Raw genomic sequence first — 24,162 nt, 5'->3', positions numbered from 1 at the left:
CCCCGGACGAGCCGTGGCCGGAGACGGCGAGGCGACAGTTTATGACCGATGACGGGACCACGACGCCCGTATGTCCGAGACGATCCGCGTCTTCGCCGGCGACTGTACGACGACGTTCGAGGGTGCCCGCACGCGAACCCAGCGGGGTCGCGTCGCAGTCGTGGTCAAGCCCGACCGCACGGTCCTCGTCCACGACGCCGACGGCTACCAGCCCGTGGCGTGGCTGACGCGTCCCGACTCGCTGACCGTCGAGAGCGACGAGGGCGGCTTCGGTCTCGTCGCCCGTGCCGACGAACAGGTCCTCAGAGTCGTGTCGCACGAGTCCACCGGCCGGGCGGAGTATCCCGTCACAGAGGCCGGCGTCCCGGTCGGGACCCGCCCCGAGACGGGCGACCCGCTGGTCCGCGCGGGCGGCGACGTCCGCGGCATCGACTCCGACGTCCGCTACTCGCTGCCGGCCGGCGCAGCCGTCCTGGAAGAAACCTGCACCGACTGCGGACTCCCGAAGATCCGCGCGGAGGCGGGCGCAGCCTTCGAGATTTGCCTCGATCGCTCGTGTGAGTCGCTCGACGACGCCGTCCGCGAGCGGTTCGACCGCGAGTGGACCTGTCCGGACTGCGGGTCGGATCTCCGGATCATCCGCCGCGGCGGGCGGCTGCTCGCGGGCTGTGACGCCTATCCGGACTGTGAGGCGGCGTTCTCCATCCCCGCGGGCGTCGTCGTCGACACCTGCGACTGCGGGCTGCCGGTCTTCGAGACCGCCCGCGGCCGGCGCTGTCTGGACGGGACCTGCGAGGCGTTCACGGACTGAGGAACGTCATCGGCCGCCCCGCAACATATGTCATCTGAGAGAAAAGATTTAGTTACCGACCTGCACAGTCGGTAGTATGGATAGATCGACCTCCATCGGGAGGCGCGGCTTTCTGTCCACCGCGGTGGGGACGGCGGCGGTCGTCGGCTGTGCCGGGACGAGTGGGGCAACGGTCGATCCGGGATTGAAAGGGCGTTCGGGACGGGTCGAGGGCGTCGTTCGGCTTGAAGCGGGAGCAGTCGACGAGGTCCGAAGCCGTCCGCCACGTGAACGGACAGTACCCGAACTCAGGCGACACGCGGCCCGGACACAGAGACCGGTCGTCGACTACGTCGCGGAGACACCGGGAATCGAAATACGGCGACAGTTCTGGGTTGCGAACGCAGTTTTGGTTGCCGTCGACACCGAACTGGCGTCGTTCGCCGACCTGTCCGCTCTCGACGGCGTCGATCGGGTCCACCGGACGGATTCCGGCCTCGACCGGCAGCGTCCGGAACTCGACAAATCCGGTTCCTCGGTTGCACAGACCGAATCGGACGGGATGGTCAGCTACGGCCTGGAGATGATGCACGTCCCGGACGTCTGGGAGCGGTTCGACACCCGCGGCGAGGGAGCGAAGGTCGCGATCATCGACACGGGCGTCGACGCTTCACACCCCGATATCGACCTCGCGGCGTGGGCGGAGTTCGACGCTGAGGGGGAGCGAGTCGATAGCGATCCTTACGACTCCCAGGGACACGGAACCGGGATGAGCAGTCTCGCGACCGGCGGCAACGCAAGCGGGACACAGATCGGGGTCGCACCCGAGGCCGAGTTGCTCGTCGCAAAGCTGGCACCGGACGGGATCTTCGCATCCTCTTTGGCCGCACTGGAGTGGGCCGTCGAGAACGGCGCCGACGCCGTCTCGATGAGCTTCGACGTCGGCCCGCTGAAACACGAGACCATCGAGGCCGTCGCAAACGCGAACGCGGCCGGAACCGTCGTCGTCTCGGCGGGATACGGACCGGACTCGTTTCTGTCGCCGGGCGCGCTGTACTCCGTGCTCAGTGCCGGGGCGATCGACAGCGAGCGGAACCCGTTCAGGGGCGGGAACGGTGGCGAGATACGGACCGAGCGGTACTGGCGCAGCAGCACCGTTCCCGACGACTGGCCGGATCGGTACACCGTCCCGGAGGTCGTGACCGCGGGTGTCGACGTCCTCGCGGCAGTCCCCGACAACGACGAGTTCGACGGCGGACACACTCGGGAGGACGGGTACAGCAACGGGCCGCCGCACGTCTCGGGGGTCGTCGCGCTCCTGCGCTCGCTGGAGGGTGATATCCCACCCGGGGAGATCCAGCGGATTCTTCGGGAGACCGCCGAGCAGCCGGGCGAGCCGCACGAGCATCCGGATCCGAACGGCGATTTCGGCCACGGGATCGTCAACGCGGCCGCGGCCGCCGCCGAGATTCGGGGCCGCGGCCGGGAGGTTTCGGGGGCGGTGACAGACCCCGACGGCAACCCTGTCGCCGGCGCGACCGTTTCGGCGGTGACCGGCGACACCGCCCGGACCGACGACCAGGGACGATACACGCTGTCAGTTCCGGAGGGGGAGGCGACGATCACCGCCGAAGCGGTGGGCTACGGGCCCGTCACCCGGCGCACCGCGCCCGGCGACGGTCGTGATCTGACCTTCGATGCCGAACGTCGGCCGGATATCCAGCGAGCGGGACGGCCGCCGACCCACGCCGCCCCCGGCGACTCGGTCTCCCTCGAGTTCGACGTCGAACACGCCGAGTTTGCCACTCTTCAGGGACGCGAGTCGCCGCACCTCATCGATCCGTCGGCAGTATCCGTGCGGATGAACGGCGAGCAGGCTCAGGTCGAACAACCGACGGACATCTCCGAGGCAGCGACACTCCGGATCGAACTCGATATCGACGACGGGGCCCGGGGGCTCGTCCCCCTGAGCGTCTCGCTGGCGAACGGCGAACAGAACACCAACGTCGACCTCGATCCGATTCACGTTCACGAACGGCCGCTGCGGGTCGCTGAGGGCGAGGACGTCCAGGCGGCCATCGACACTGCTGCCCCCGATACGACCGTCGCGCTGGCCGGCGACAGGTGGGAACTCCCGATCGAACCCTTCGAGTCGCCGCTGCCGGAGTCGCGGTTCGGGAATCCGATCTTCGACTCGACGCGCGAGGACGAGGCGGGGCTCGTGGTGGGGAACCCGATCACACTCGCGGCCGCCGAGGGACACGACCCGACGCTCGTCGCTCGCGGCGGGTCCGGAGACCGAACGTTCGGCGTCCGGATCGCTAGCCACTTCGCGACGCTCCGGGGAATCGAGGTGGTCGCTGAGGGCGCGACGGCCGCCGTGAGCGTCCTCGACGGCGACGGCGTCCGCCTCCGGAATCTGACGCTCTCCGGAGCCGCCAACGGCGTGTCCGCGCAGTTCACGAAGAGCCTCGTGGTGAGGGGGTGTCGGATCGCTGCGGGCGAGACCGGGGTCGCGCTGCGGGACCTCAGCGTCAACGGGCTGGTCCGGGACACCACCATCCAGGACGCCGACCAGGGGGTGTTCCTCAGCGGGCAGGTCGGCGAACGGCTGTTCGACGTGGACGCGACCGTGACGGGAAACACCTTCGAGAGCATCGGCACCGACATCGACACAGAAGGCCGGGCGACGATCACGGGCAGCGACGGGGAGAAGCGACAGCTCGGCGGGGCGCCACCGGGGGACTCACGGCTCGACCTCCTACTCTACGCCGCGACGGCGGGGGCCATCGGGGCCCTGTTTTACCCCTACGGGCGGCGGCGACTGGGGAACAAACGATGACGATGATAGAGACGAGCGGCCTGACAAAGGAGTACGGGGACGTGACTGCCGTAACGAACGTCGATCTGACGGTCGAACGCGGCGACATTCACGGCTTCGTCGGGCACAACGGCGCGGGCAAGACCACGACGATGCAGATGCTCACAGGGCTGGTCACGCCCACCCGCGGGGAGGCGTACATCGGCGGCGATCCCGCGGGGACCCGCGCGGCGACGAGAAAAATCGGATACGCACCACAGGATCCGGCGTTCTACGAGTCGATGACTGGCCGGGATTACCTCACCTATATGGGCAAACTCTCGGCGGTCGAGGGGTCGGCGCGGGACCGGGCCGACGAACTCCTAGAGCGACTGGACCTCACGGAGGCAGCCGACCAGGCCGTCGAGGGGTACAGCGGCGGGATGCTCCGTCGGCTGGCGGTCGGGCAGGCGATGCTCGGCGACCCCGAGTTACTGATCCTCGACGAGCCGACGGCGGCACTGGATCCCGAGGGGCGGGCGATGATCATCGACGCGCTCGAAACCCTGACTGACGACGGGACGACAATCTTCGTGAGCAGCCACGTGCTCACCGAACTGGAGCAGTTCATCGACACCGTCACGTTCCTCAAGGAGGGGGAGGTGGTGACCTCGGGACCGCTCGCCGAGGTGCTCTCGTCGACGGCGGCCGATCGGTACATTGTCGACGCCTCGAACAACGACCGCCTGGCCGACCTGCTCGCGGATCAGGAGTCGGTTTCCGGTATCGACCGCGCCGACGACGGGGAGCTCGTGGTCACGACCGACGATCCCGAGGCCTTCGCTGTCGCACTCCCGCGAGTACTCAGCGATGCGAACCTCGGACTCTACTCGGTGGATCGGGAGGGTGGCCTCGAGGAGCGATTCCTCGACATTCTCGACGACGGGGGTGAGGAGTGACGATGTTCCTCGCGATCTACCGGAAGACGCTGGGCGATCTCTCGGAGCCGAAGGCGATCCTCACGTATCTGGTCGTCTTCGCCGCCGTACTGTGGTTCCTGCTGCTGGGGTTCACGAACAACGAGATCCCCGACGCAGTCGCGGACCTCCCGCTGGCCGAGCAGGAACTGGAACTACTCGCGGCCTACGTTCCCCTGGCGTGGCTGTGGGGCGTCGGCATCGGACTGCTCGCCGCCGGGTCGCTGTTCGTCGCGCTCACCCTCGCGACGGAAGCCGACCGTGGCACCCTCGATCTGCTCTTGAGCAAGCCCGTCCGCCGCTGGGAGGTACTTTTCGCCACCTTCCTCGCGAACGTCTCCTTCCTGTTTGCCGTCGGGGTCGCCAGCCTGCTCCTCGTGGCCGTCTTCCTCTATCAGATGGGCGGGTTCAGCGCCGCGGCGCTCGGCGAGGGCGTGTTCGCGGTCCTCCCAGCGACGCTCCTGTATCTGCTCGTCGTCTGTGCGCTCGTCAACGCCGTGGGGATGGCGGCCAGCGTCGCCACGCGGAACCGGCTCCAGACTGCCGCCGTGACCGCTGTCGTCCCCGTGCTGTTTTTGGTCCTGTTCGTCGCCCGCCTCGTCCCCGGGAGCATCTACGAGGACTACTACCTCTACGCCGTCGACGTGAGCTACCACCTCGGCAACGTCTACGCGCTGCTTCTCGGGGCCGTCGGGGGCCCTATGCCGGTCGAGCTACAGGCACAGCTCGGGTTCTGGGCGGGCGTCTACGAAGTCCCCGGCGGGCAGGGGATGCCCGAGGAGTCGCTCGAACTGGTCGGCTACGTCGATCCCGCCGTCTCGCTTGCCCTGTGTCTGCTCTTGACGGGCGGGTTGCTCGCTGCCGCCCTGGTGAAATTCCAGCGGCTCGACGTCTGATACCGACTGTTGTAGTCTCCTTTCGGTGCTCGCCGGTACCGGGAGTGGCGAGCACCGGTAAACAGTCACAACAGCCATTTTGATGTATCGCAGCCCCTATGCCGACGCCAGCCGATCACACGGGTATGGACGGGACACTGGCCGACGGCGTGGTCCGCGTCGGCGGCGACGCCAGACAGCGGTTTCACGACGCCCGCGGGTACGGCCGCCCGCTCGACCGCAACCGCATCGAACTGGCGCCCGTCGAGGCGGCACACCTGCTGTCGCGCGGTGACCTCGACGCCGTCGCCGTGGCGGACGACGGCGACGGGGACGCCGAGGAGGACGAGAACGGTCCCGACGGCGACTCCCAAGAGCGCCTGGACTTCCGGGCGTTTCTGGCCCGAACCGGCGATCCGCTCCGGTTTACGGTCTACAAGGACCTCCGCGACCGCGGGTTCTACCTCTCGCCCGCGAGGGTCGAGTGGCCCGGCGTCGCCGGGGCGGCCGTGCCGGAGACGGACCCGGGCGAGGAGACCGCGAAGGCGGCCGGAGGCCTCGATTTCGTCGTCTATCCGCGAGGCAAGGGACCGTGGGACGAGGAGGTCGCCTACCGTGTCCGGGTCGTCGGCGAGCGCGCGGCCGTCCCCGCGGCCTCGCTGGGCGATATCGTCCTTGCGGTCGTCGACGAGGACGGGGAACTGACGTACTTCGAGGCCGATCCCGCTCCGGCGATCGGAAATGCGGACCGCGGCGACGGGGGGGACAACGGCGCCGCCGAGGGCGAGTCCGACGCTGCCGAAGGCGACTCCGATGGTGTCGAGTCCGACGCTGCCGAAGGCGACTCTGATTGTGTCGAGTCCGACGCTGCCGAAGGCGACTCTGATTGTGTCGAGTCCGACGCCCTGCTGCCTGCCGATGTCGATGCGGACCTGCTGGCGGACCGCGTGGTCTGCTACGAAGCGGCCGACGCCCTCTACGAGCGGCGGTTCTACGGTCAGCGACTGTTCGGACGCAACGCCGACTCGGGGCCGCTCCAGTTGTCGCTCGTCGAGGGCGCATACCTCGCTCAGCGGGACGTCGTCGGCGTCGATCCCGCGGCGGTCGTCGAGCGCGGCCGCGACGTCGAGGGCGACCGATTCGACAGACGGCTCCGGGTCTACGCCGCCCTGCGGGACCGCGGCGTCGTGCCGAAGAGCGGCTTCAAGTTCGGCGCCGACTTCCGGGTGTACACCGACTTCACCGACGTCGACTCGCTCAGCCACTCGACGGACCTCGTGCGGGTCCTCGACCCCGGTCACGACTTCTACCCGCGGGATCTCTCCCTGGACGTTCGGCTCGCGGGCGGGGTCCGGAAGCGAATGGTTTTTGCGCTGGCCGCGGCCAACGGCGAGATAGACTGGCTCTCGGTAGCCCGACTCACCCCATGACACGAGACCACGACGAACGCGACTCCGAGCGCGAGGACGCGCAGTCGACGCCCGACGGCGACGTATCGTCCGACTGCGACCGCCCCGTGACCGACGGCGGCACGGAACGCAGCGACGCCGGCACGGACAGCACCGACGGCGCGGCTGGCGCCGACGACGTCGCGCTCGACCCGTGGGGCTCTTCGACGGTCGCCGACTACCGGAAGCTCTTCGAGGAGTTCGGCATCGAGGAGTTCGACGAGCTTCTCCCCGAGGTGCCGAACCCCCACTACCTGATGCGCCGGGGGGTCATCTTCGGTCACCGCGATTACGACCCCGTCGCGGAGGCGCTCCGGGAGGGCGACGAGGCGGCCGTCCTCTCGGGCTTTATGCCGACGGGCGACCCCCACATCGGCCACAAACTCGTCTTCGACGAGATCATCTGGCACCAGGAGCAGGGCGCCGACGCCTACGCCCTGATCGCCGATCTGGAGGCACACGCTGCACGGGGGATGACGTGGACCGAGATCGACGAACACGCCCGCGATTACCTCCTCAGTCTGCTCGCGCTGGGATTCGACCCCGGGGAGGGCGAACTCTATCGGCAGTCCGACAACCGGGAGCTGCAGGATCTCGCCTTCGAGTTGGGCTCGAAGGCGAACTTCTCGGAGTTCCAGGGCATCTACGGTTTCGACGGCGAGACGCACGTCTCGCACATGCAGTCGGTCGTCACCCAGATGGCCGACATTCTCTACCCGCAACTGGAGGAGCCGAAACCGACCGTCATCCCCGTCGGGCCCGACCAGGATCCGCACGTCCGGTTCGCTCGTGACCTCGCGGCGCGGATGCGCTTCTTCAAGGTGACCGAGGCGTACGCGAGCTTCGAGCTCACCGACGCCGAGCGAGCGCTCGTCGCGGCCGTCTACGAGCAGCGCGAGGCGTACGCCGAGGACCCCGATCGGCCGCGCTGTGAGGAGGCCGGCGAGTGGCTCGCCGGGGCCGACGTCGAGACGCTCGACGAACTGGGCGTGGTCGTCGCCGACGACGTGCGCGAGTCCGCGGTCGCGAAACTCGACAACGGCGGGATGGAGCCGCTCCGCCCCCGGGTTCGCTTCCTCGACGCCAACGCCACCGACGAGGCCTTTGAAGCATTAATCGAGGCGATCGACGGCGAGAAGCGCCGCTACGACGAACACGTCGACGCCTTCGATCTGGACGCCGGGGCGGCCGAGGAACTCGCCCGCGAGGTCGAACTCGACCACGGCGGCTACGGCTTCGTCCCACCGTCGTCGATCTACCACCGCTTTATGACCGGGCTCACCGGCGGAAAGATGTCCTCGTCGGTCCCGGCCTCGCACATCTCGCTTCTGGACGATCCCGAGGAGGGCTACGAGAAGGTGAAGGCGGCGACGACCGGCGGCCGCGAGACGGCCGAAAAACAGCGGGAACTCGGCGGCGAGGCCGACGAGTGTCCGGTCTACGAGCTGTACGCCTACCTGCTTTCGGGCGACGACGACGAGTTTGCAAAGCGGGTCTACGACGAGTGCGTCGGCGGCGAGCGCCTCTGCGGCGGCTGCAAGGAGCAGGCCGCGGAGCTAATGTATGAGTTCCTCGAAGACCACCAGGAGAAGCGCGCGGAGGTCGAGGATGTGCTCGAGGACCTCGACATTTCGCTGGAGTCGCCGCGGCGGGGCGTCGCGCCCGGCGACGGGTGAAGCGCGGTCGCAGAAACGCTCTCGACCGGCTACTCGACCGCCAGTTGTCCTCGATCGCCAGGTGTCCTCGGCCGGCTACTCGACCGATAGCTCGCCGCCGCTCCCGCCGTTCTCCGCGCCTTCCGTCCACTCGATTTCGAGTTCGATGCTCAGTTCGCCGTCGCCGTCGGCCGGCCCCTCGCGTTCGGCTTTCACCTCGAACGTCGGCTGTGCGGGCGGCTCCATCGTCACCGACTGGTCGCCGGCCGAGAGCGTGATCGCCTCCCCGGCGTCCAGTTTGTCCGCGACGTCCCGCAGGTACGACGCGATCGCCTCTCTGCTCTGGCTGTGCTCCGATTTGAAGAGTACTTCTTCGACCATACTACACCATCGTTTTCCACCGTCATAAGCCCGCCTCCGTTGGCACTGCGCTCTGTCATCGCATCACACAGATTCCGGAACCGTTTAGTCCGGCCGTGCTATTCGATCACATATGCGCACCGGACCCACCCCGATTGGCGGCAGCGTCGCCATCGAACCGACCGAGAGCGACGGGTCCGGGTTCTTTTTCGGGATCGCGTGAGGGCAGCGGACCCTCCGACCGGCACGTCTCAGCCACACGCTGACACGTCGCGGTCGGGGGCGAAACCGCCCGGATCGATCCGCCGCGGACGCTCCCGCGTCCGCAGTCTTCGGAACTGCTAACTGCCGGCCGGTCGGTAGACGCGATAACGACCGGCTTACAGCCATCGATATTTCCCCACTACACAGAATGCAACTTCCCGAACCACAGGTCGCGGTGCTCAACACCGCGAGCGCGACGGACGAAACGCCGATCGACCGCCTCGCCGCGGAGGCGGAGCTGAAACCGGAGACGGCGACGCAGGCCGTCTTCGAACTCCGCGACGAGGGGCTGCTCGACGTCACCGAGTCCGAGGCGGTCGAGTACGAACTCACCGACGAGGGCCGCGAGTACGTCGACGCGGGCCTCCCCGAGATCCGACTCTACCGCTCGGCCGTCGAGGCCGGCGCCGACGAGGAGCCCGTCGAGATGGGACAAGTCATCGGCGCGGCCGACCTCGACAGCCCGGAAGTCGACATCGCCCTCGCGAACTTCGGCCGGAAGGGCTACGGCGAGATCGAGGCCGGCGAACTCGCGGCCGATCCCGACGCCGACGCGGACGAGGATCCCGAAGCGGCCGCACTCGCCACACTCGCCGGGGCCGCCGACGCCGACGACGGAAACGGCTCGCCCGACGACGCGGCCGACTCGTCCGCCGATACCGATGGAACTGACTCGCTCGCCGACGTCGACGACGCGGTCCTCGATCAACTCGTCTCCCGGAACCTCCTGGAGCGCCACGAGCGCACCGTGCGCTCGGTCACGCTCACCGACGCGGGTGTCACAGCGCTGATGGAGGGCGTCGAGGCGGCCGAGACGGTCGATCGGCTCACGCCCGAACTGCTCACCTCCGGCGAGTGGGAAGACGTCAAGTTCACCGAGTACAACGTCGAGGCCGACGCCCCGGAGGTCCGGAGCGGCAAGATGCACGTCCTGCGACAGACCGCAGAGCGCGTGAAGGACGTCCTCGTCGGGATGGGCTTCCAGGAGATGGAGGGCCCCCACGCCGACGCGGACTTCTGGATCAACGACTGTCTGTTTATGCCGCAGGACCACCCGGCGCGGACCCACTGGGACCGCTTCGCGCTCGACGTCCCGCCGATCGAGGACCTCCCCGAGGACCTCGTCGACCGCGTCGAGAGCGCCCACCGCGAGGGCGTCGGCGACGACGGCGACGGCTACCACTCGCCGTGGTCCGAGGACTTCGCGCGGGCGATCGCGCTCCGTGGCCACACCACGTCGCTGTCGATGCGGTATCTCTCCGGAACCGAAGTCGGCGAACTCGAACCCCCGCAGCGGTACTTCTCCGTCGAGAAGGTGTACCGCAACGACACCCTGGATGCGACCCACCTGCTGGAGTTCTTCCAGATCGAGGGGTGGGTGATGGCGGAGAACCTCTCGGTCCGAGACCTGATGGGGACGTTCGTGGAGTTCTACGAGCAGTTCGGCATCACCGACGTGCAGTTCAAGCCGCACTACAACCCTTACACGGAGCCGTCCTTCGAGCTGTTCGGCCGTCACCCCACGACCGGCGAACTCATCGAAATCGGCAATTCCGGAATGTTCCGCGACGAGGTGCTCGAACCGCTCGGCGTCGAACACGACGTGATGGCGTGGGGACTCGCCTTGGAACGCCTCGCGATGCTCACCACCGGCGCCGAGGACATCCGCGACCTGCACGGGACGCTTGCGGATCTTGAGTTCCTCCGCGGTGCGGAGGTGACCTACTGATGCCTGTCGTCGACATCGATCCTGACGAACTCAGGGAGCTGACCGGCCACGAGGAGAAAGGCGACGAGGAACTGAAATCGGACCTGTTCGGCCTCGGCCTCGAATTCGAAGGCGAGACCGAGGCGGGCCTGCTGCAGTTCGAGTTCGGTCCCGACCGGCTGGACCGGCTCTCCGTCGAGGGCGTCGCGCGCTCGCTGCGGTACCACTACGGCGACGACCGCGGCGTTGCCGTGCCCGACACGAACGACCCGGACTTCACGTTCGTCGTCGACGAGGACGTGCCCGACGAGAGGCCGTACGTCACGGGCGCGATCATCCGCGGCGTCGACCTCGACGAGGCCGCCCTGGATTCGCTGATCCAGTTGCAGGAGAAGCTTCACGCCACGATGGGCCGCAAGCGCGCCAAGGGCGCGATCGGGATCCACGACCTCGTGGCGATCAAAGGCGACAGCCTGACTGAGGATAGCGGCGGCAACTCGATCACCTACACGGGAATCGATCCCGACGGCGACACCTTCGTCCCGCTCGACAGCGACCGCGAACTGACGCCCGCAGAAGTGCTCGAAGAGCACTCGACCGGCCGGACGTACGCGGATCTGGTGGCCGACTACGACCGCTACCCGGCGATCTACGACGAACTCGGCCTCTTTTCGTTCCCGCCGGTCATCAACGGCCGCCGGACCGAGGTCTCGACCGACTCGCGGGAACTCCTGGTCGAACTCACCGGCACCGACCAGTGGACGATCGACCGGATGTGCAACATCATCTGCTATGCGCTGGCGGCCCGCGGCGCGACCATCGAGGCAGTCGAAGTCGAGTACGCGGGAGGCGGCGACGGCGAGTCAGCCGGGGGCGGCGACGGCGAGACGTCCGGCGACAGCGAGGCATCCGGTGACGGCCGAACGCTCCGACGGCCAGACTTCGAGGTGGAGACCAAATCCGTCTCCCACGACCGCATCGAGACGATGCTTGGCGTCGAGTTCGAGGAACGCGAGGTGATCGACCTCTTCGAGCGCTCCGGCCTCGAGGCGGTCGTCGCAGACGACGAGGAGAGCGCTACTGAGAGCGCGGAAGCGAGCGACGCGGACACCGTCTACGAGGTGTCCATCCCGCCGTACCGCACCGACGTCCTCCACCCGCTGGATCTGATCGACGACGTCGGCCGCGCGTACGGCTTCGGCGACCTCGAACCCCGGTACCCCGACGTCGGGACTGTCGGCGGCCGCCACGAGCGCTCGCGACTCGAATCGGCCACGCGGAGCGCCCTCACCGGCCTCGGCTTCGAGGACCTGCTGAACTTCCATATGACGAGCGAGGCGGAGGCGTACGATCAGATGAACGTCGAACCCGGCGACGACTACCTCGGCGGCGGCGACCCCGTCGAGATCACCGAACCGTACAGCGAGGACTACACGATCCTCCGGCAGTGGGTGCTGCCCTCGCTGGTGATGGTCTTAGAGAACAACACCCATCGTGCGTACCCGCAGGATCTCGCGGAGGTCGGTCTCGTGGCCGAGCGCGACGACGACGTCAACACCCGCGTCCGGGAGCGCCGCCACGTCGCGGGCGTGCTGGCACGTCACGACGCGACCTACGAGGACGCGAAGGCCCGCCTGCAGGCGCTCTGCCGGGACTTCGGCGTCGACCTCGCGACCCCACCGACGGCCCATCCCTCCTTCATCGACGGCCGCACTGCTGCCGTCGAGATCGACGGCGAAACCGTCGGTATCGTCGGCGAACTCCACCCGAAAGTGCTGGTCGAACACGACCTCGAACTGCCGGTGGCGGCCTTCGAGTTCGAGCTCGCGGCGTTAGGTGAGTAGGGACCGCTACAGGACGACCGTCTCGATCTCGTCGATATCGGCGAAGTCGGGATCGCCCGAGTAGAGGACGTCGCAGTCGTCGTGGACCACGGCAGTTGCGAGATGGATCGCGTCCGCGTAGGATGGTTCGCGTTCTCCCCCTTCGTAGTATTCGAATCGGAGTTCGGCGGCGTATTCCGCGATCTCGTCGATCAGGGGGACGCTGTCGATGTGTTCGTAGTCGTGGATCGCACGGACCGCTTCATCGGCCGTCCCGTCGTCATCGACGACGCGGAGTCGGTAGGAAACCTCCGCGAGCACCGTCGGTGTGATGATGCCGCCCTCTCCGGAGGTATTCGCTCGCTGGATGACAGCCTCGGCCTCGTCGTCGCTATCGCCGCCGAAGAGGTACTCCAGCCATACCCACGAGTCCAGAAAGATCACGCCTCGTCCCCGTCGTAGTGTGACTCCCACTCGGCCTTCGACTCGCGGCGCATCCTCTCGACGTCGACGTCGCGATCCGCTAACTGCTCTTTGATCGCCCGGAGACGGTCCATCGCGGGCTCCTTCTGTCGGACGCGGATCGTTCCGTCCTCTTCGAGGATGAACTCGACTTCCGTCCCCGCGTCGAGTCCGAGTTCATCGCGGATCCGTTTCGGAATCGTCACCTGCCCTTTGCTCGTGATCGTCGCGTCTTCTGAGACGACCATTTCCTTACTGAATTATCCCACTCTTACTATTAAAAACACGTCTTACTCCCGTGTCGCGCGGCGAGACCCTTTGCTCCCGGTCCCGAGTCGCCCGCGATGGGTCCGCAGGACGAGTAATCGAGTAACTTAACACGCCACCCGCCGGTATTTCCTCCCGAGAATGCCGAGCGGAGAATACGACCCGGAGACCGTCGAGGCGAAGTGGCAGGACCGGTGGGTCGAGGAGAACCTCTACGCCTACGAGGGCGACGCGGAGAACCCCGACACCGCCTTCTCGATCGACTCGCCGCCGCCGACGGTATCCGGGAGCCTGCACTGGGGCCACGTCTACGGCTTCACGCTGCAGGACTTCGTCGCTCGGTTCAATCGAATGTGCGGGAAAGACGTCTTCTTCCCGTTCGGCTACGACGACAACGGCATCGCCTCCGAGCGACTCGCGGAGGACGAACTCGACGTGCGCCACCAGGACTACGAGCGCCGGGAGTTCCAGCGGCTGACCCAGGAGGTCTGTGCGGAGTACGAGGCGGAGTTCACCGAGAAGATGCAGAGCCTCGGCATCTCGATCGACTGGAACCAGACGTACCAGACGATCTCCCCGCGGGTCAAGCGGATCTCGCAGCTCTCGTTCCTCGATCTCCACGAACAGGGCCGGGAGTACCGCCAGCGCGCGCCGGCGATCTGGTGTCCGGAGTGTGAGACGGCAATCTCGCAGGTCGAAACCGAGGACGACGAGCGGCCGAGTCACTTCCACGACATCGCCTTCGAGGTCGTCGAAACCGGCGGCGACCCCCCTGAGGGCGCCGACGTGGAGACGTTCACCATCTCGACGACGCGCCCGGAACTGCTGCCGGCGTGTGTCGCGGTCTTCGTCCACCCCGACGACGACGAAAACGAATATCTCGTCGGCGGCGAGGCCGAGGTCCCCCTCTTCGGGCAGACGGTGCCCATCCTCGAAGACGAGCGGGTCGATATGGAGACCGGCTCGGGCGTCGTGATGTGCTGTACCTTCGGTGACCAGACCGACATCGAGTGGTACCAGGCGCACGACCTGGACCTCCGGCTCGCGATCGACGAGTCGGGGACGCTGACCGACGTCGCCGGCGAGTACGAGGGGCTCTCCGCCGACGAGGCCCGGGAGGCGATCGTCGAGGACCTCGACGACGCGGGCGCACTCCTGGACCGCTGGGCGATCACGCACACGGTAAACGTCCACGAGCGCTGCGGCACGGGTGTCGAGTTCCTCGTCAAAGAGCAGTGGTACGTCGAACTGCTCGACAAGACCGACGAGTACCTCCAGGCGGGTCGGGAGATGGACTGGTACCCCGAAAAGATGTTCACGCGGTACAGAAACTGGATCGAGGGGCTCCAGTGGGACTGGGCGATCTCCCGGCAGCGCTCCTCGGGGATCCCGTTCCCGGTGTGGTACTGCGCCGACTGCGACGCCGTCGTCCTCGCGGAGAAGGCGGATCTGCCGGTCGACCCGCTGAGCGACGATCCGCCGGTCGACACCTGTCCCGAGTGCGGCCACGACGAGTTCGTCCCCGAGGACGACGTCCTCGACACGTGGGCGACGTCCTCGCTCACGCCGCTGATCAACGCGGGTTGGGACTGGGACGACGAGGCGGAGGAGTACACCTTCGAGAACCCTGAACTCTACCAGTTCGACCTCCGGCCGCAGGGCCACGACATCATCTCGTTTTGGCTCTTCCACACCGTCGTGAAGTGCTACGAACACACCGGCGAGGTGCCGTTCGACAGCGTGATGATAAACGGGATGGTCCTCGACGAAAATCGGGAGAAGATGTCGAAGTCGAAGGGCAACATCGTCGCGCCCGACGAGGTCGTCTCGAAGTTCCCCGTCGACGCCGCGCGCTACTGGGCGGCCGGGTCGGCCGTCGGCGACGACCTCCCCTACTCGGAGAAGGGCCTGCGGGCGGGCGAGAAGCTCCTCCGGAAGCTCTGGAACGCCTCGAAACTCGTCGAGAGCCTCACCGCCGAGGCGCCGGATCCCGACTCGGTCGATCACGACGACCTGCGGGAACTCGACCGCTGGCTGCTTGCCTCCTTAGATCGGGAGATCGAGCGGCTGACCGACCGATTCGAGAACCGGGAGTTCTCGAAGGCACGGGACGGCCTGCGGGGCTTCTTCTGGCACACGTTCTGTGACGACTACCTGGAGGTCGCAAAGCAGCGCGTCCGCGACGGCGGCGACGAGGCGGCAGCCTACACCCTGTCGGTCGCCCACCGGCGGTTCCTCAAGCTCTTCTCGCCGATCCTCGCACACGCGACGGAGGAACTGTGGCACGATATGCACGATACGGACACGAGCGTCCACCGGAGCGGCTGGCCGGAGCCGCTCGGAATCGACGCCGACGTCGAGGCCGGCGAGACGGCAATGGCCGTCGTCGGCGCCCTGCGGAAGTACAAGAGCGACACGAAGCTGTCGATGAACGCCGAACTCGACCGCGTCGAGGTCTGGGGCGAGGTCTCCGGCTTCGAGGCGGACATCTCCGGCGTGATGCACGTCGACGAACTGGAGATTCTCGAGGAGCGCCCCGCAGTCGAGTCGGTCGTGACCGGCGTCGACCTCGATTACTCGCTCGTCGGACCGGAGTTCGGCAGCCAGGTTGCCGACATCGACGACGGGATCGAGGCCGGCGACTACGAGGTCGTCGACGGCGAACTCCACGTCGCCGACGTCGCGCTCGACCCCGAGATGTTCGAGATTGAAGAGGAGCGGCAGTATTTGGGCGACGGCGAGATGATCGAGGCCGACGGCGCCATCGTTATCGTCCACCACGAGAGCGAGACGTAGCGCCGGCCGTCGTTTCGCGACCGCGTTTTTACGACCTACAGATCCGCACCGACGGCGTCTTCGACGCTCGCGAAGCCGTCCCGCTCCAGCAGTTCCAGCAGTCCCTCGTTGATGTCGCGGGCGAGCGTCGGCCCCTCGTAGACCAGCCCGGTGTACAACTGCACCAGACTCGCCCCCGCACGGATCTTCGCGTACGCGCCCGCGGCGTCGGCGACGCCGCCGACGCCCACTACGGGGACGTCGGTCCGCTCGGCGACGAACCGGACGGCCTCGGTCGCGCGCGCTTCGATCGGTGCGCCTGAGAGGCCGCCCCGCTCGGCGCGCTTCGGGCTCTGGAGGTCCGCCGGACGATCGGTCGTCGTGTTCGTGGCGATGACGCCGTCGAGGTCGAAGTCGTCGACGACCGCGAGCGCGTCCTCGATTGCGGGCTCGGGGAGATCCGGCGAGAGCTTCACGAGCAGCGGTTCGGCCCCGGCGTCGACGAGTGCGCCGACGATCGCCTCCAGAGAGTCGCGGTTCTGGAGCTCCCGCATCCCCTCGCTGTTGGGGCAGGAGACGTTGACCGCGAGGTAGTCCGCGGCGTCGGCGACCTGCTCGTAGGTGTAGCGGTAGTCCTCGGGGGCGTCGTCGGGGTCGGTCGCCTCCGAGAGCGCGACGTTGACGCCGACCGGGATTCCGGGGTCGGGGCTCGTCCGGAGGCGCTCGCCGACCGCGTCTGCGCCCTCGTTGTTGAGGCCCATCCGGTTGATCAGCGCCCGATCCGCGCGGAGACGGAACATTCGCGGGCGCGGGTTGCCCGGCTGGGCGCGTGCGGTGACCCCGCCGACCTCGACGTGGCCGAAGCCGAGCGCACCGAGGATCGAGGGGAGTTCGGCGTTCTTGTCGAAGCCGGCGGCGACGCCGACGGGGTTCGGGAACGACTGGTCGAAGGCGTCGACGTGGAGGCGGTCGTCGTCGACGCGGAGGCGGGCCCGGAGGGTAGACTCGATCGGCGTGTGTTGAATCGTCCGAAGTCCGGTGTGGACCGCCCGGTGGGCCGTCTCCGCGGGCAACGAGAAGAGTGCCGGTCTGAGCGTGCGGTACGCCGCGTGTATCACGGCGTCCTCCGCAGGTCCGTCGATCGATTCGGCGTCGGCCGGTCGGTGCCTGGGTTCATCGCCGTTCAGAGGTCGTGATCGACCGTATCCGGATCGGCCTTCTGGATGACGATCTTGCCGTCCCGAACCCGAACGAACACCTCGTCGCCGATCTCCATCCCCGCGACGGCGAGTTCGTCTTCGTGGAGGTTGACGTGAACGTTGTGGTACTCGCCGTCTTCGTCTTTCGCACCACTCGGGCTGAGCTTCTTTTTCCGGACCATCGGAGCTGTCTACCCGTAGCTTCGCCACAGGATATACATAAGTGTTGGTTACGCTTCGCCCCCGATTGACCGCGCAGGTCACTCCGTCTCCCAGATGGCTGATACTGATTATACTGTCGGCTGTAACTATTTCAAGATATTTGCGACCCCGAGGTCGCGAAATTCTTCACAGACGCACGGCTGACAGGATACTGTCGTCTCTTCCCGCCGAGCGCACCCCTGTTGACGGCGCTCATCGAGAAAAAGTGAGAGTAATCATTACGATCTCGACCCCGGCGCTGCAGCCTATTTTGCCGATATATTTATGCCATACTATGTGTTTCCTTGACATAGAGGTAGACACCTATGGTGCGCGAGGACGGCAAACGGAATTTCGTGATGCTCGAGGACGGGGAGAAAACCAAACAGTTCACCGGGCAGATGCCTCGGCAGGCGGCACTGAAGGCCGCCCGGCGACTCGAGGGGTACGACTCCTATGAGTCCGAGGAGGACGCAAAGGAGGATCCGACCGAGATCAGACTCCTCGAACGCGGGACTGACCGGGTGCACATCTACCACGCGTGGGCGTGGACGGACACCGCGCCGGACGACAAGCCCGGATGGATGCAGGAAAACGAGGTCTCGGCGGTCACACGCGGGAACGTGTCCAAACAGGGAATCGAACACCTCGACGACTGATACTGATTACTCTCACTTTTTACCGCCGAGCGCCGCCAACGGGGATGGCGCTCGGCGGGAAGAGACGAGAGTAATCATTATGGGGGTTCTCCCTCCGGCTACGCTGTGAGTGACGCACCAGGCCGCATCTGCGCGGCCGTAGTCCCGTCCATCGTCTCTTCGCACCCGACACTGCTTTGGGTGTCCCATCTTCACTCTCTCGTGCGCGGTTACTCTCCGGCGTGACCGAACGCGACCTGCGTGGGATGACGCGTCGGCCTCCGACCGCGCAACACGGGCCACTCGGTCCACTTTGTTGCTGCCGGGAAAGCAAAACCGGACGAATCACTGTCGACTCGAGATCCGCTCCCACGAGCGGTCGCTTCGCCTCGCTCGATCGGTCGGTTTTCCCAAACGATCAGCGCCAGCTCCCCCGTGACACGCTCGGGCGTTCGGTGTGAAATCGCATAACGAAGCGGGGACGGTTCGACGGTCTTTTATGTTACCCCGGCATTCGTTTAGATACGCGGAAGCCCACCCGGGAATACCCGGCCGGGTCCTTCGTCGGGCCGGTCTCGAACCGCCCGTCGGCGTCTCCGGTTCGCCGGGGGCGACACGACGGGCTTAAGTGTTCGACTCCGTTCCGGACGAATGCGAACGACACACCGCGACCGGGGACGGTTCGATTCCGCCCCCACTCGGACGCGCCGACTTCGGTCGGCGGCGGGGTCGGACCGGTGCCTTTATGGCTCCGTCCGTCCTACGCTTACGTCCGCAAGAGATGAGGATTCCACCCCTGCGGTCCGCCGTACAGATGGAATCTGATGTTAGCCTTGGTGGTTCGGTGACACCTGTCTGGTGGCACTGAACGACCAACGAACGGACCACGCAATGAAGTGATTTGATGGTGATTCCCTTCCCTCTGGGAAGGAATCCCGCCACACCCTCTTCCCCTCGCGGGGAAGAAACATTCCGGTTGATCCTGCCGGAGGCCATTGCTATCGGAGTCCGATTTAGCCATGCTAGTCGCACGAGGGTAACCTCGTGGCGGATAGCTCAGTAACACGTGGCCAAACTACCCTACAGAGCGGGACAACCTCGGGAAACTGAGGCTAATCCCGCATACGGCTCTCAGGTTTGAACGACAGAGAGTTCCAAACGCGTCAGCGCTGTAGGATGTGGCTGCGGCCGATTAGGTAGACGGTGGGGTAACGGCCCACCGTGCCCATAATCGGTACGGGTTGTGAGAGCAAGAGCCCGGAGACGGTATCTGAGACAAGATACCGGGCCCTACGGGGCGCAGCAGGCGCGAAACCTTTACACTGCACGCAAGTGCGATAAGGGGACTCCGAGTGCGAGGGCATATCGTCCTCGCTTTCGTGTACCGTAGGGTGGTACACAAACAAGAGCTGGGCAAGACCGGTGCCAGCCGCCGCGGTAATACCGGCAGCTCAAGTGATGGCCGATCTTATTGGGCCTAAAGCGTCCGTAGCTGGCCTCGCAAGTCCGTCGGGAAATCCACACGCCCAACGTGTGGGCGTCCGGCGGAAACTCCGAGGCTTGGGACCGGAAGGCTCGAGGGGTACGTCCGGGGTAGGAGTGAAATCCCGTAATCCCGGACGGACCACCGATGGCGAAAGCACCTCGAGAAGACGGATCCGACAGTGAGGGACGAAAGCTAGGGTCTCGAACCGGATTAGATACCCGGGTAGTCCTAGCCGTAAACGATGCTCGCTAGGTGTGGCACAGGCTACGCGCCTGTGCTGTGCCGTAGGGAAGCCGAGAAGCGAGCCGCCTGGGAAGTACGTCTGCAAGGATGAAACTTAAAGGAATTGGCGGGGGAGCACTACAACCGGAGGAGCCTGCGGTTTAATTGGACTCAACGCCGGACATCTCACCAGCTCCGACTACAGTAATGACGGTCAGGTTGATGACCTCATCACGAGCTGTAGAGAGGAGGTGCATGGCCGCCGTCAGCTCGTACCGTGAGGCGTCCTGTTAAGTCAGGCAACGAGCGAGACCCGCACTCCTAATTGCCAGCAGCAGTTTCGACTGGCTGGGTACATTAGGAGGACTGCCAGTGCCAAACTGGAGGAAGGAACGGGCAACGGTAGGTCAGTATGCCCCGAATGAGCTGGGCTACACGCGGGCTACAATGGCCGGGACAATGGGTTGCAACCGCGAAAGCGGGCGCTAATCTCCGAAACCCGGTCGTAGTTCGGACTGAGGGCTGAAACTCGCCCTCACGAAGCTGGATTCGGTAGTAATCGCATTTCACAAGAGTGCGGTGAATACGTCCCTGCTCCTTGCACACACCGCCCGTCAAAGCACCCGAGTGAGGTCCGGATGAGGCTGTCGCAAGACAGTCGAATCTGGGCTTCGCAAGGGGGCTTAAGTCGTAACAAGGTAGCCGTAGGGGAATCTGCGGCTGGATCACCTCCTACTGACCGGGATCAGGCCGACGGCCTGACCCACCTTTCACACTCATCACTCCATCGTGACCGATCGTTGGCACGCCACTGTCGCCAGACAGGCACTTTAGAACCACCAAGGCTAACAGGGCCCGTAGCTCAGCGGTAGAGCACCTCCTTTGCAAGGAGGACGCCCTGGGTTCAAATCCCAGCGGGTCCATGTTGGCGGCCTCAGTCTCACCACGAAACGTGCCCCTTAAGTGGGGCCGACGGTGAGGCTGAGTCCCCACCGAACTGATGCACTATCCCGTGAAAGCGCGGATAGGAAGGGTTCGACGGACGCTCCGGACGCCACCGGACGTTCCATGACAACCGTATGTACGCGTGCAATCCAGACGCCCACTGAACTCGTCTGGCCGACGTGACGTCAGTCACTCGCCCAGACGCAGTGTGGACGTCTACAGATCACCGTTGCCACAGTACGTGACAACGATGACGATTAACGACAACAGCAACACAGTAAACGACACTCAAACTGGCTACTGTGCTGGCTGGTGAATGGCTCGGCTCGAGAGCCGACGACGGACGTGCCAAGCTGCGAAAAGCCTGAGGGAGCCGCACGGAGGCAAAGAACTCAGGATCTCCGAATGGGAATCCCCACCGCAATTGCCTCGCGCAATGGGGAACGCACCGAATTGAAACATCTCAGTAGGTGCAGGAACAGAAAGCAACCGCGATATCGTTAGTAACCGCGAGTGAACGCGACACAGTCCAAACCGAATCCGCAAGGAAATGTGGTGTGACGGACTAGCCATAAGAGATCGACAACGCCGGAAAAATCTCCTGGAACGGAGTGCGACACAGGGTGACAGCCCCGTATCCGGTCGCGTCGATCTTGGGCTACCTCCAGAGTAGCGAGGGTTGGATATCCCTCGTGAATCCCGCAGGCATCCCCTGCGAAGACTAAACACTCCTCGAGACCGATAGCGAACAAGTAGCGTGAGCGAACGCTGAAAAGCACCCCGAACAGGGCGGTGCAATAGGGCCTGAACTCAGTCAGCGATAGAACGACGGGGCATACAAGGTCCCGAGATAAACGACCGTGGAGCGATCCACCAGTAGGACTCTCGGGAAGCCGATGTCGCGTCGTGCGTTTTGAAAAACGACCCAGGGAGTGCACTCACATGGCGAGTCTAACTGGATTATCCAGGCAGGCACAGGGAAACCGATACGGCCGCAGTCTCCGATTCTTCGGAGACCAGGGCCACCGTGCTCAAGCGCGGGGAGCCACGTGAGTGCGACCCGAAACCGAGTGATCTACGCGCGGGCAAGGTGAAGCGTGGCGAAAGCTGCGTGGAGGCCTGCAGGGATGGTGTCCTACAATACCCTCCCGTGACCCGTGCGTAGGGGTGAAAGGCCCATCGAACTCGGCAACAGCTGGTTCCAGCCGAAATATGTCGAAGCATGACCTCAGCCGAGGTAGTCTGCGAGGTAGAGCGACCGATTGGACGCCCCGCCTCCGAGAGGAGTCGGCCGTCCTGTCAAACTCCGAACTTGCAGACGCCGGAGACGCTGGGAATCCGGATTGCGGGGTAAGCCTGTGATCCGTGAGGGAGACAACCCAGAGCCGGGTTAAGGTCCCCAAGTGTGGATTAAGTGCGATCGAAGGTGGTCTCGAGCCCTAAACAGCCGGGAGGTGAGCTTAGAAGCAGCTACCCTCTAAGAAAAGCGTAACAGCTTACCGGCCGAGGTTCGAGGCGCCCAAAATGATCGGGGCTCAAATCCACCACCGAGACCTGGCAGCGTCCTTCATCGGACGACCTAGTAGGCTAGGCGTACTGATCGGGCGGAAGCACGGCCGAGAGTTCGTGTGGACCGATTAGTAACGAAAATCCTGGTCACAGTAGCAGCGAGAGTCGGGTGCGAACCCCGACGGCCAAACGAGCAAGGGTTCCTCGGCACTGCCACTCAGCCGAGGGTTAGCCGGTCCTAAGTCCTACCGTAACTCGACTAGGACAAACAGGGAAACTGGTTAATATTCCAGTGCCGCCGTACATTCTGTCGACGCTTTTGGAAACAGCGAGCGAGGCTTTCGCCTCGTCCAATCGCGGAAGATCGTGGACGCCGTAATGGCACGAAGCGATCGAAACGCGAGAGAGCGCAAGTCGCTGGTACCGAGAGCCCGTGAAAAGACGTACGGCGACCGTACCGAGATCCGACACAGGTGCTCAGGCGGAGAAAGCCACGGCCTGTCGGGAGCAACCGGCGTTAGGGAATTCGGCAAGTTAGTCCCGTACCTTCGGAAGAAGGGATGCCTGCTTTTGATCGAGCAGGTCGCAGTGACTCGGACGCTCCGACTGTCTAGTAACAACATAGGTGACCGCAAATCCGCAAGGACTCGTACGGTCACTGAATCCTGCCCAGTGCGGGTATCTGAACACCTCGTACAAGAGGACGAAGGACCCGTCAACGGCGGGGGTAACTATGACCCTCTTAAGGTAGCGTAGTACCTTGCCGCTTCAGTAGCGGCTTGCATGAATGGATCAACGAGAGCGTCACTGTCCCAACGCTGGGCCCGGTGAACTGTACGTTCCAGTGCGGAGTCTGGAGACCCCCAGGGGGAAGCGAAGACCCTATAGAGCTTTACTGCAGGCTGTCGCTGGGACATGGTCGCTGATGTGCAGGATAGGTAGGAGCCGTTACACAGGTACCCGCGCCAGCGGGCCACCGAGGCAGTCGTGAAATACTACCCGTCAGTGACTGTGACCCTCACTCCGGGAGGAGGACACCGGTAGCCGGGCAGTTTGACTGGGGCGGTACGCGCTCGAAAAGATATCGAGCGCGCCCAAAGGTTTCCTCAGGCGAGTCGGAAACTCGCCGGAGAGCGCAAGAGCACACGGAAGCCTGACAGTGATCTTCCCAACGAGGATCGCTGACGCGAAAGCGTGGTTTAGCGAACCAACGAGGCTCCAGGATGGGGCCCGTTGATGACAGAAAAGCTACCTTAGGGATAACAGAGTCGTCACCCGCAAGAGCACATATCGACCGGGTGGCTTGCTACCTCGATGTCGGTTCCCTCCATCCTGCCTGTGCAGAAGCAGGCAAGGGTGAGGTTGTTCGCCTATTAAAGGAGGTCGTGAGCTGGGTTTAGACCGTCGTGAGACAGGTCGGCTGCTATCTACTGGGGGTGTTATAGGTACCTGCGCGGAACGCTCGTATAGTACGAGAGGAACTACGAGTGGGTGCCACTGGTGTATCGGTTGTCCGAGAGGGCAGATGCCGAGCAGCCACGCACCACGGGGTAAGAGCTGAACGCATCTAAGCTCGAAACCCACCGCAAAAAGAGGTACCACCGAGGATACTCGTAGAAGACGAGTTAGATAGACTCGGGGTGTACGCACCGAGGCAACGAGGTGTTAAGCCCGCGAGCACTAACAATCCGAGCCACACTCATACCACAGAGGACATATCGAGTGTCACTGTGTTGGTAAAGTCGTGGACACTACCTT

At 65.1% G+C, this 24,162-nt stretch carries 15 protein-coding genes, 1 tRNA gene and 2 rRNA genes; 13 read left to right on the top strand and 5 right to left on the bottom strand.

Translation table 11 applies throughout. The features are described from left to right. The first annotated feature begins 70 nt into the window (after positions 1–70). The 6 genes from RJT37_RS02710 (at position 71) to RJT37_RS02685 (ending at position 8,566) form a co-directional block, all read left to right on the top strand. Positions 71–811, top strand: a complete 741-nt coding sequence (locus RJT37_RS02710) for an endonuclease NucS domain-containing protein (protein WP_313687577.1) — start codon at positions 71–73, stop codon at positions 809–811. A gap of 76 nt (positions 812–887) precedes the next feature. Then, complete coding sequence (locus tag RJT37_RS02705) at positions 888–3,632, top strand: S8 family serine peptidase (protein ID WP_313687575.1); 2,745 nt, start codon at positions 888–890, stop codon at positions 3,630–3,632. Further along, positions 3,629–4,549: an ABC transporter ATP-binding protein gene (locus RJT37_RS02700; protein WP_313687573.1), complete on the top strand. Its 921-nt coding sequence runs from the start codon at positions 3,629–3,631 to the stop codon at positions 4,547–4,549. The genes RJT37_RS02705 and RJT37_RS02700 overlap by 4 nt, the downstream gene beginning before the upstream one ends. A 2-nt stretch (positions 4,550–4,551) precedes the next feature. Further along, positions 4,552–5,463 carry an ABC transporter permease gene (locus RJT37_RS02695; RefSeq protein WP_313687571.1) on the top strand — a complete coding sequence of 304 codons (912 nt, stop codon included), beginning with the start codon at positions 4,552–4,554 and terminating at the stop codon, positions 5,461–5,463. A gap of 125 nt (positions 5,464–5,588) precedes the next feature. Next, entirely contained in the window at positions 5,589–6,872 is a 1,284-nt protein-coding gene (gene endA, locus RJT37_RS02690; RefSeq protein WP_313687569.1) for a tRNA-intron lyase, read from the top strand. Then, positions 6,869–8,566 (top strand): tryptophan--tRNA ligase, encoded by a 1,698-nt coding sequence (locus tag RJT37_RS02685; RefSeq protein ID WP_313687567.1) that lies wholly within the window; start codon positions 6,869–6,871, stop codon positions 8,564–8,566. The genes endA and RJT37_RS02685 overlap by 4 nt, the downstream gene beginning before the upstream one ends. Before the next feature lie 75 nt (positions 8,567–8,641). On the opposite strand, the gene RJT37_RS02680 is transcribed toward RJT37_RS02685, so the two are convergent. Then, positions 8,642–8,926: an amphi-Trp domain-containing protein gene (locus tag RJT37_RS02680; protein WP_313687565.1), complete on the bottom strand. Its 285-nt coding sequence runs from the start codon at positions 8,924–8,926 to the stop codon at positions 8,642–8,644. Positions 8,927–9,317: 391 nt separating this feature from the next. On the opposite strand from RJT37_RS02680, the gene pheS reads away from it, so the two are divergent. Both pheS and pheT read left to right on the top strand, forming a co-directional pair. Beyond that, a complete protein-coding gene (gene pheS, locus RJT37_RS02675) occupies positions 9,318–10,898 on the top strand; it encodes a phenylalanine--tRNA ligase subunit alpha (protein WP_313687563.1) in 1,581 nt (526 codons plus the stop codon). After that, a complete protein-coding gene (gene pheT / locus RJT37_RS02670; protein ID WP_313687561.1) occupies positions 10,898–12,721 on the top strand; it encodes a phenylalanine--tRNA ligase subunit beta in 1,824 nt (607 codons plus the stop codon). Before pheS ends, pheT begins: the two co-directional genes overlap by 1 nt. A gap of 6 nt (positions 12,722–12,727) precedes the next feature. On the opposite strand, the gene RJT37_RS02665 is transcribed toward pheT, so the two are convergent. Further along, positions 12,728–13,174 carry a type II toxin-antitoxin system VapC family toxin gene (locus RJT37_RS02665; protein WP_313687559.1) on the bottom strand — a complete coding sequence of 149 codons (447 nt, stop codon included), beginning with the start codon at positions 13,172–13,174 and terminating at the stop codon, positions 12,728–12,730. After that, positions 13,141–13,410, bottom strand: coding sequence for an AbrB/MazE/SpoVT family DNA-binding domain-containing protein (locus RJT37_RS02660; RefSeq protein WP_313687557.1), 270 nt, complete (start codon positions 13,408–13,410; stop codon positions 13,141–13,143). The genes RJT37_RS02665 and RJT37_RS02660 overlap by 34 nt, the downstream gene beginning before the upstream one ends. A gap of 160 nt (positions 13,411–13,570) precedes the next feature. Here RJT37_RS02660 and RJT37_RS02655 point away from each other — a divergent pair, with 160 nt between their 5' ends. Then, positions 13,571–16,225 carry a valine--tRNA ligase gene (locus RJT37_RS02655; RefSeq protein WP_313687555.1) on the top strand — a complete coding sequence of 885 codons (2,655 nt, stop codon included), beginning with the start codon at positions 13,571–13,573 and terminating at the stop codon, positions 16,223–16,225. A 35-nt stretch (positions 16,226–16,260) separates the two neighbouring features. On the opposite strand, the gene RJT37_RS02650 is transcribed toward RJT37_RS02655, so the two are convergent. Both RJT37_RS02650 and RJT37_RS02645 read right to left on the bottom strand, forming a co-directional pair. Further along, positions 16,261–17,319: a quinone-dependent dihydroorotate dehydrogenase gene (locus tag RJT37_RS02650; RefSeq protein WP_313689818.1), complete on the bottom strand. Its 1,059-nt coding sequence runs from the start codon at positions 17,317–17,319 to the stop codon at positions 16,261–16,263. A 68-nt stretch (positions 17,320–17,387) separates the two neighbouring features. Further along, entirely contained in the window at positions 17,388–17,585 is a 198-nt protein-coding gene (locus tag RJT37_RS02645; protein ID WP_313687553.1) for a hypothetical protein, read from the bottom strand. A 345-nt stretch (positions 17,586–17,930) separates the two neighbouring features. Here RJT37_RS02645 and RJT37_RS02640 point away from each other — a divergent pair, with 345 nt between their 5' ends. The 4 genes from RJT37_RS02640 (at position 17,931) to RJT37_RS02625 (ending at position 24,106) form a co-directional block, all read left to right on the top strand. Continuing rightward, positions 17,931–18,263 (top strand): non-histone chromosomal MC1 family protein, encoded by a 333-nt coding sequence (locus tag RJT37_RS02640; protein ID WP_313687551.1) that lies wholly within the window; start codon positions 17,931–17,933, stop codon positions 18,261–18,263. A gap of 948 nt (positions 18,264–19,211) precedes the next feature. Further along, positions 19,212–20,684 (top strand): 16S ribosomal RNA (locus tag RJT37_RS02635). 117 nt (positions 20,685–20,801) lie between these two features. After that, a tRNA-Ala gene (locus tag RJT37_RS02630) sits at positions 20,802–20,873 on the top strand. 310 nt (positions 20,874–21,183) lie between these two features. Further along, a 23S ribosomal RNA gene (locus RJT37_RS02625) occupies positions 21,184–24,106 on the top strand. The 16S and 23S rRNA genes sit together here with 1 tRNA gene alongside, the layout of an rRNA operon. Positions 24,107–24,162 lie beyond the last annotated feature (56 nt).

Source organism: Halobellus marinus (genome assembly GCF_032113415.1).
In the GTDB taxonomy this organism is placed as follows: Archaea; Halobacteriota; Halobacteria; order Halobacteriales; family Haloferacaceae; genus Haloquadratum; species Haloquadratum marinus.
This window is presented reverse-complemented; position numbering and strand designations above follow the sequence as displayed.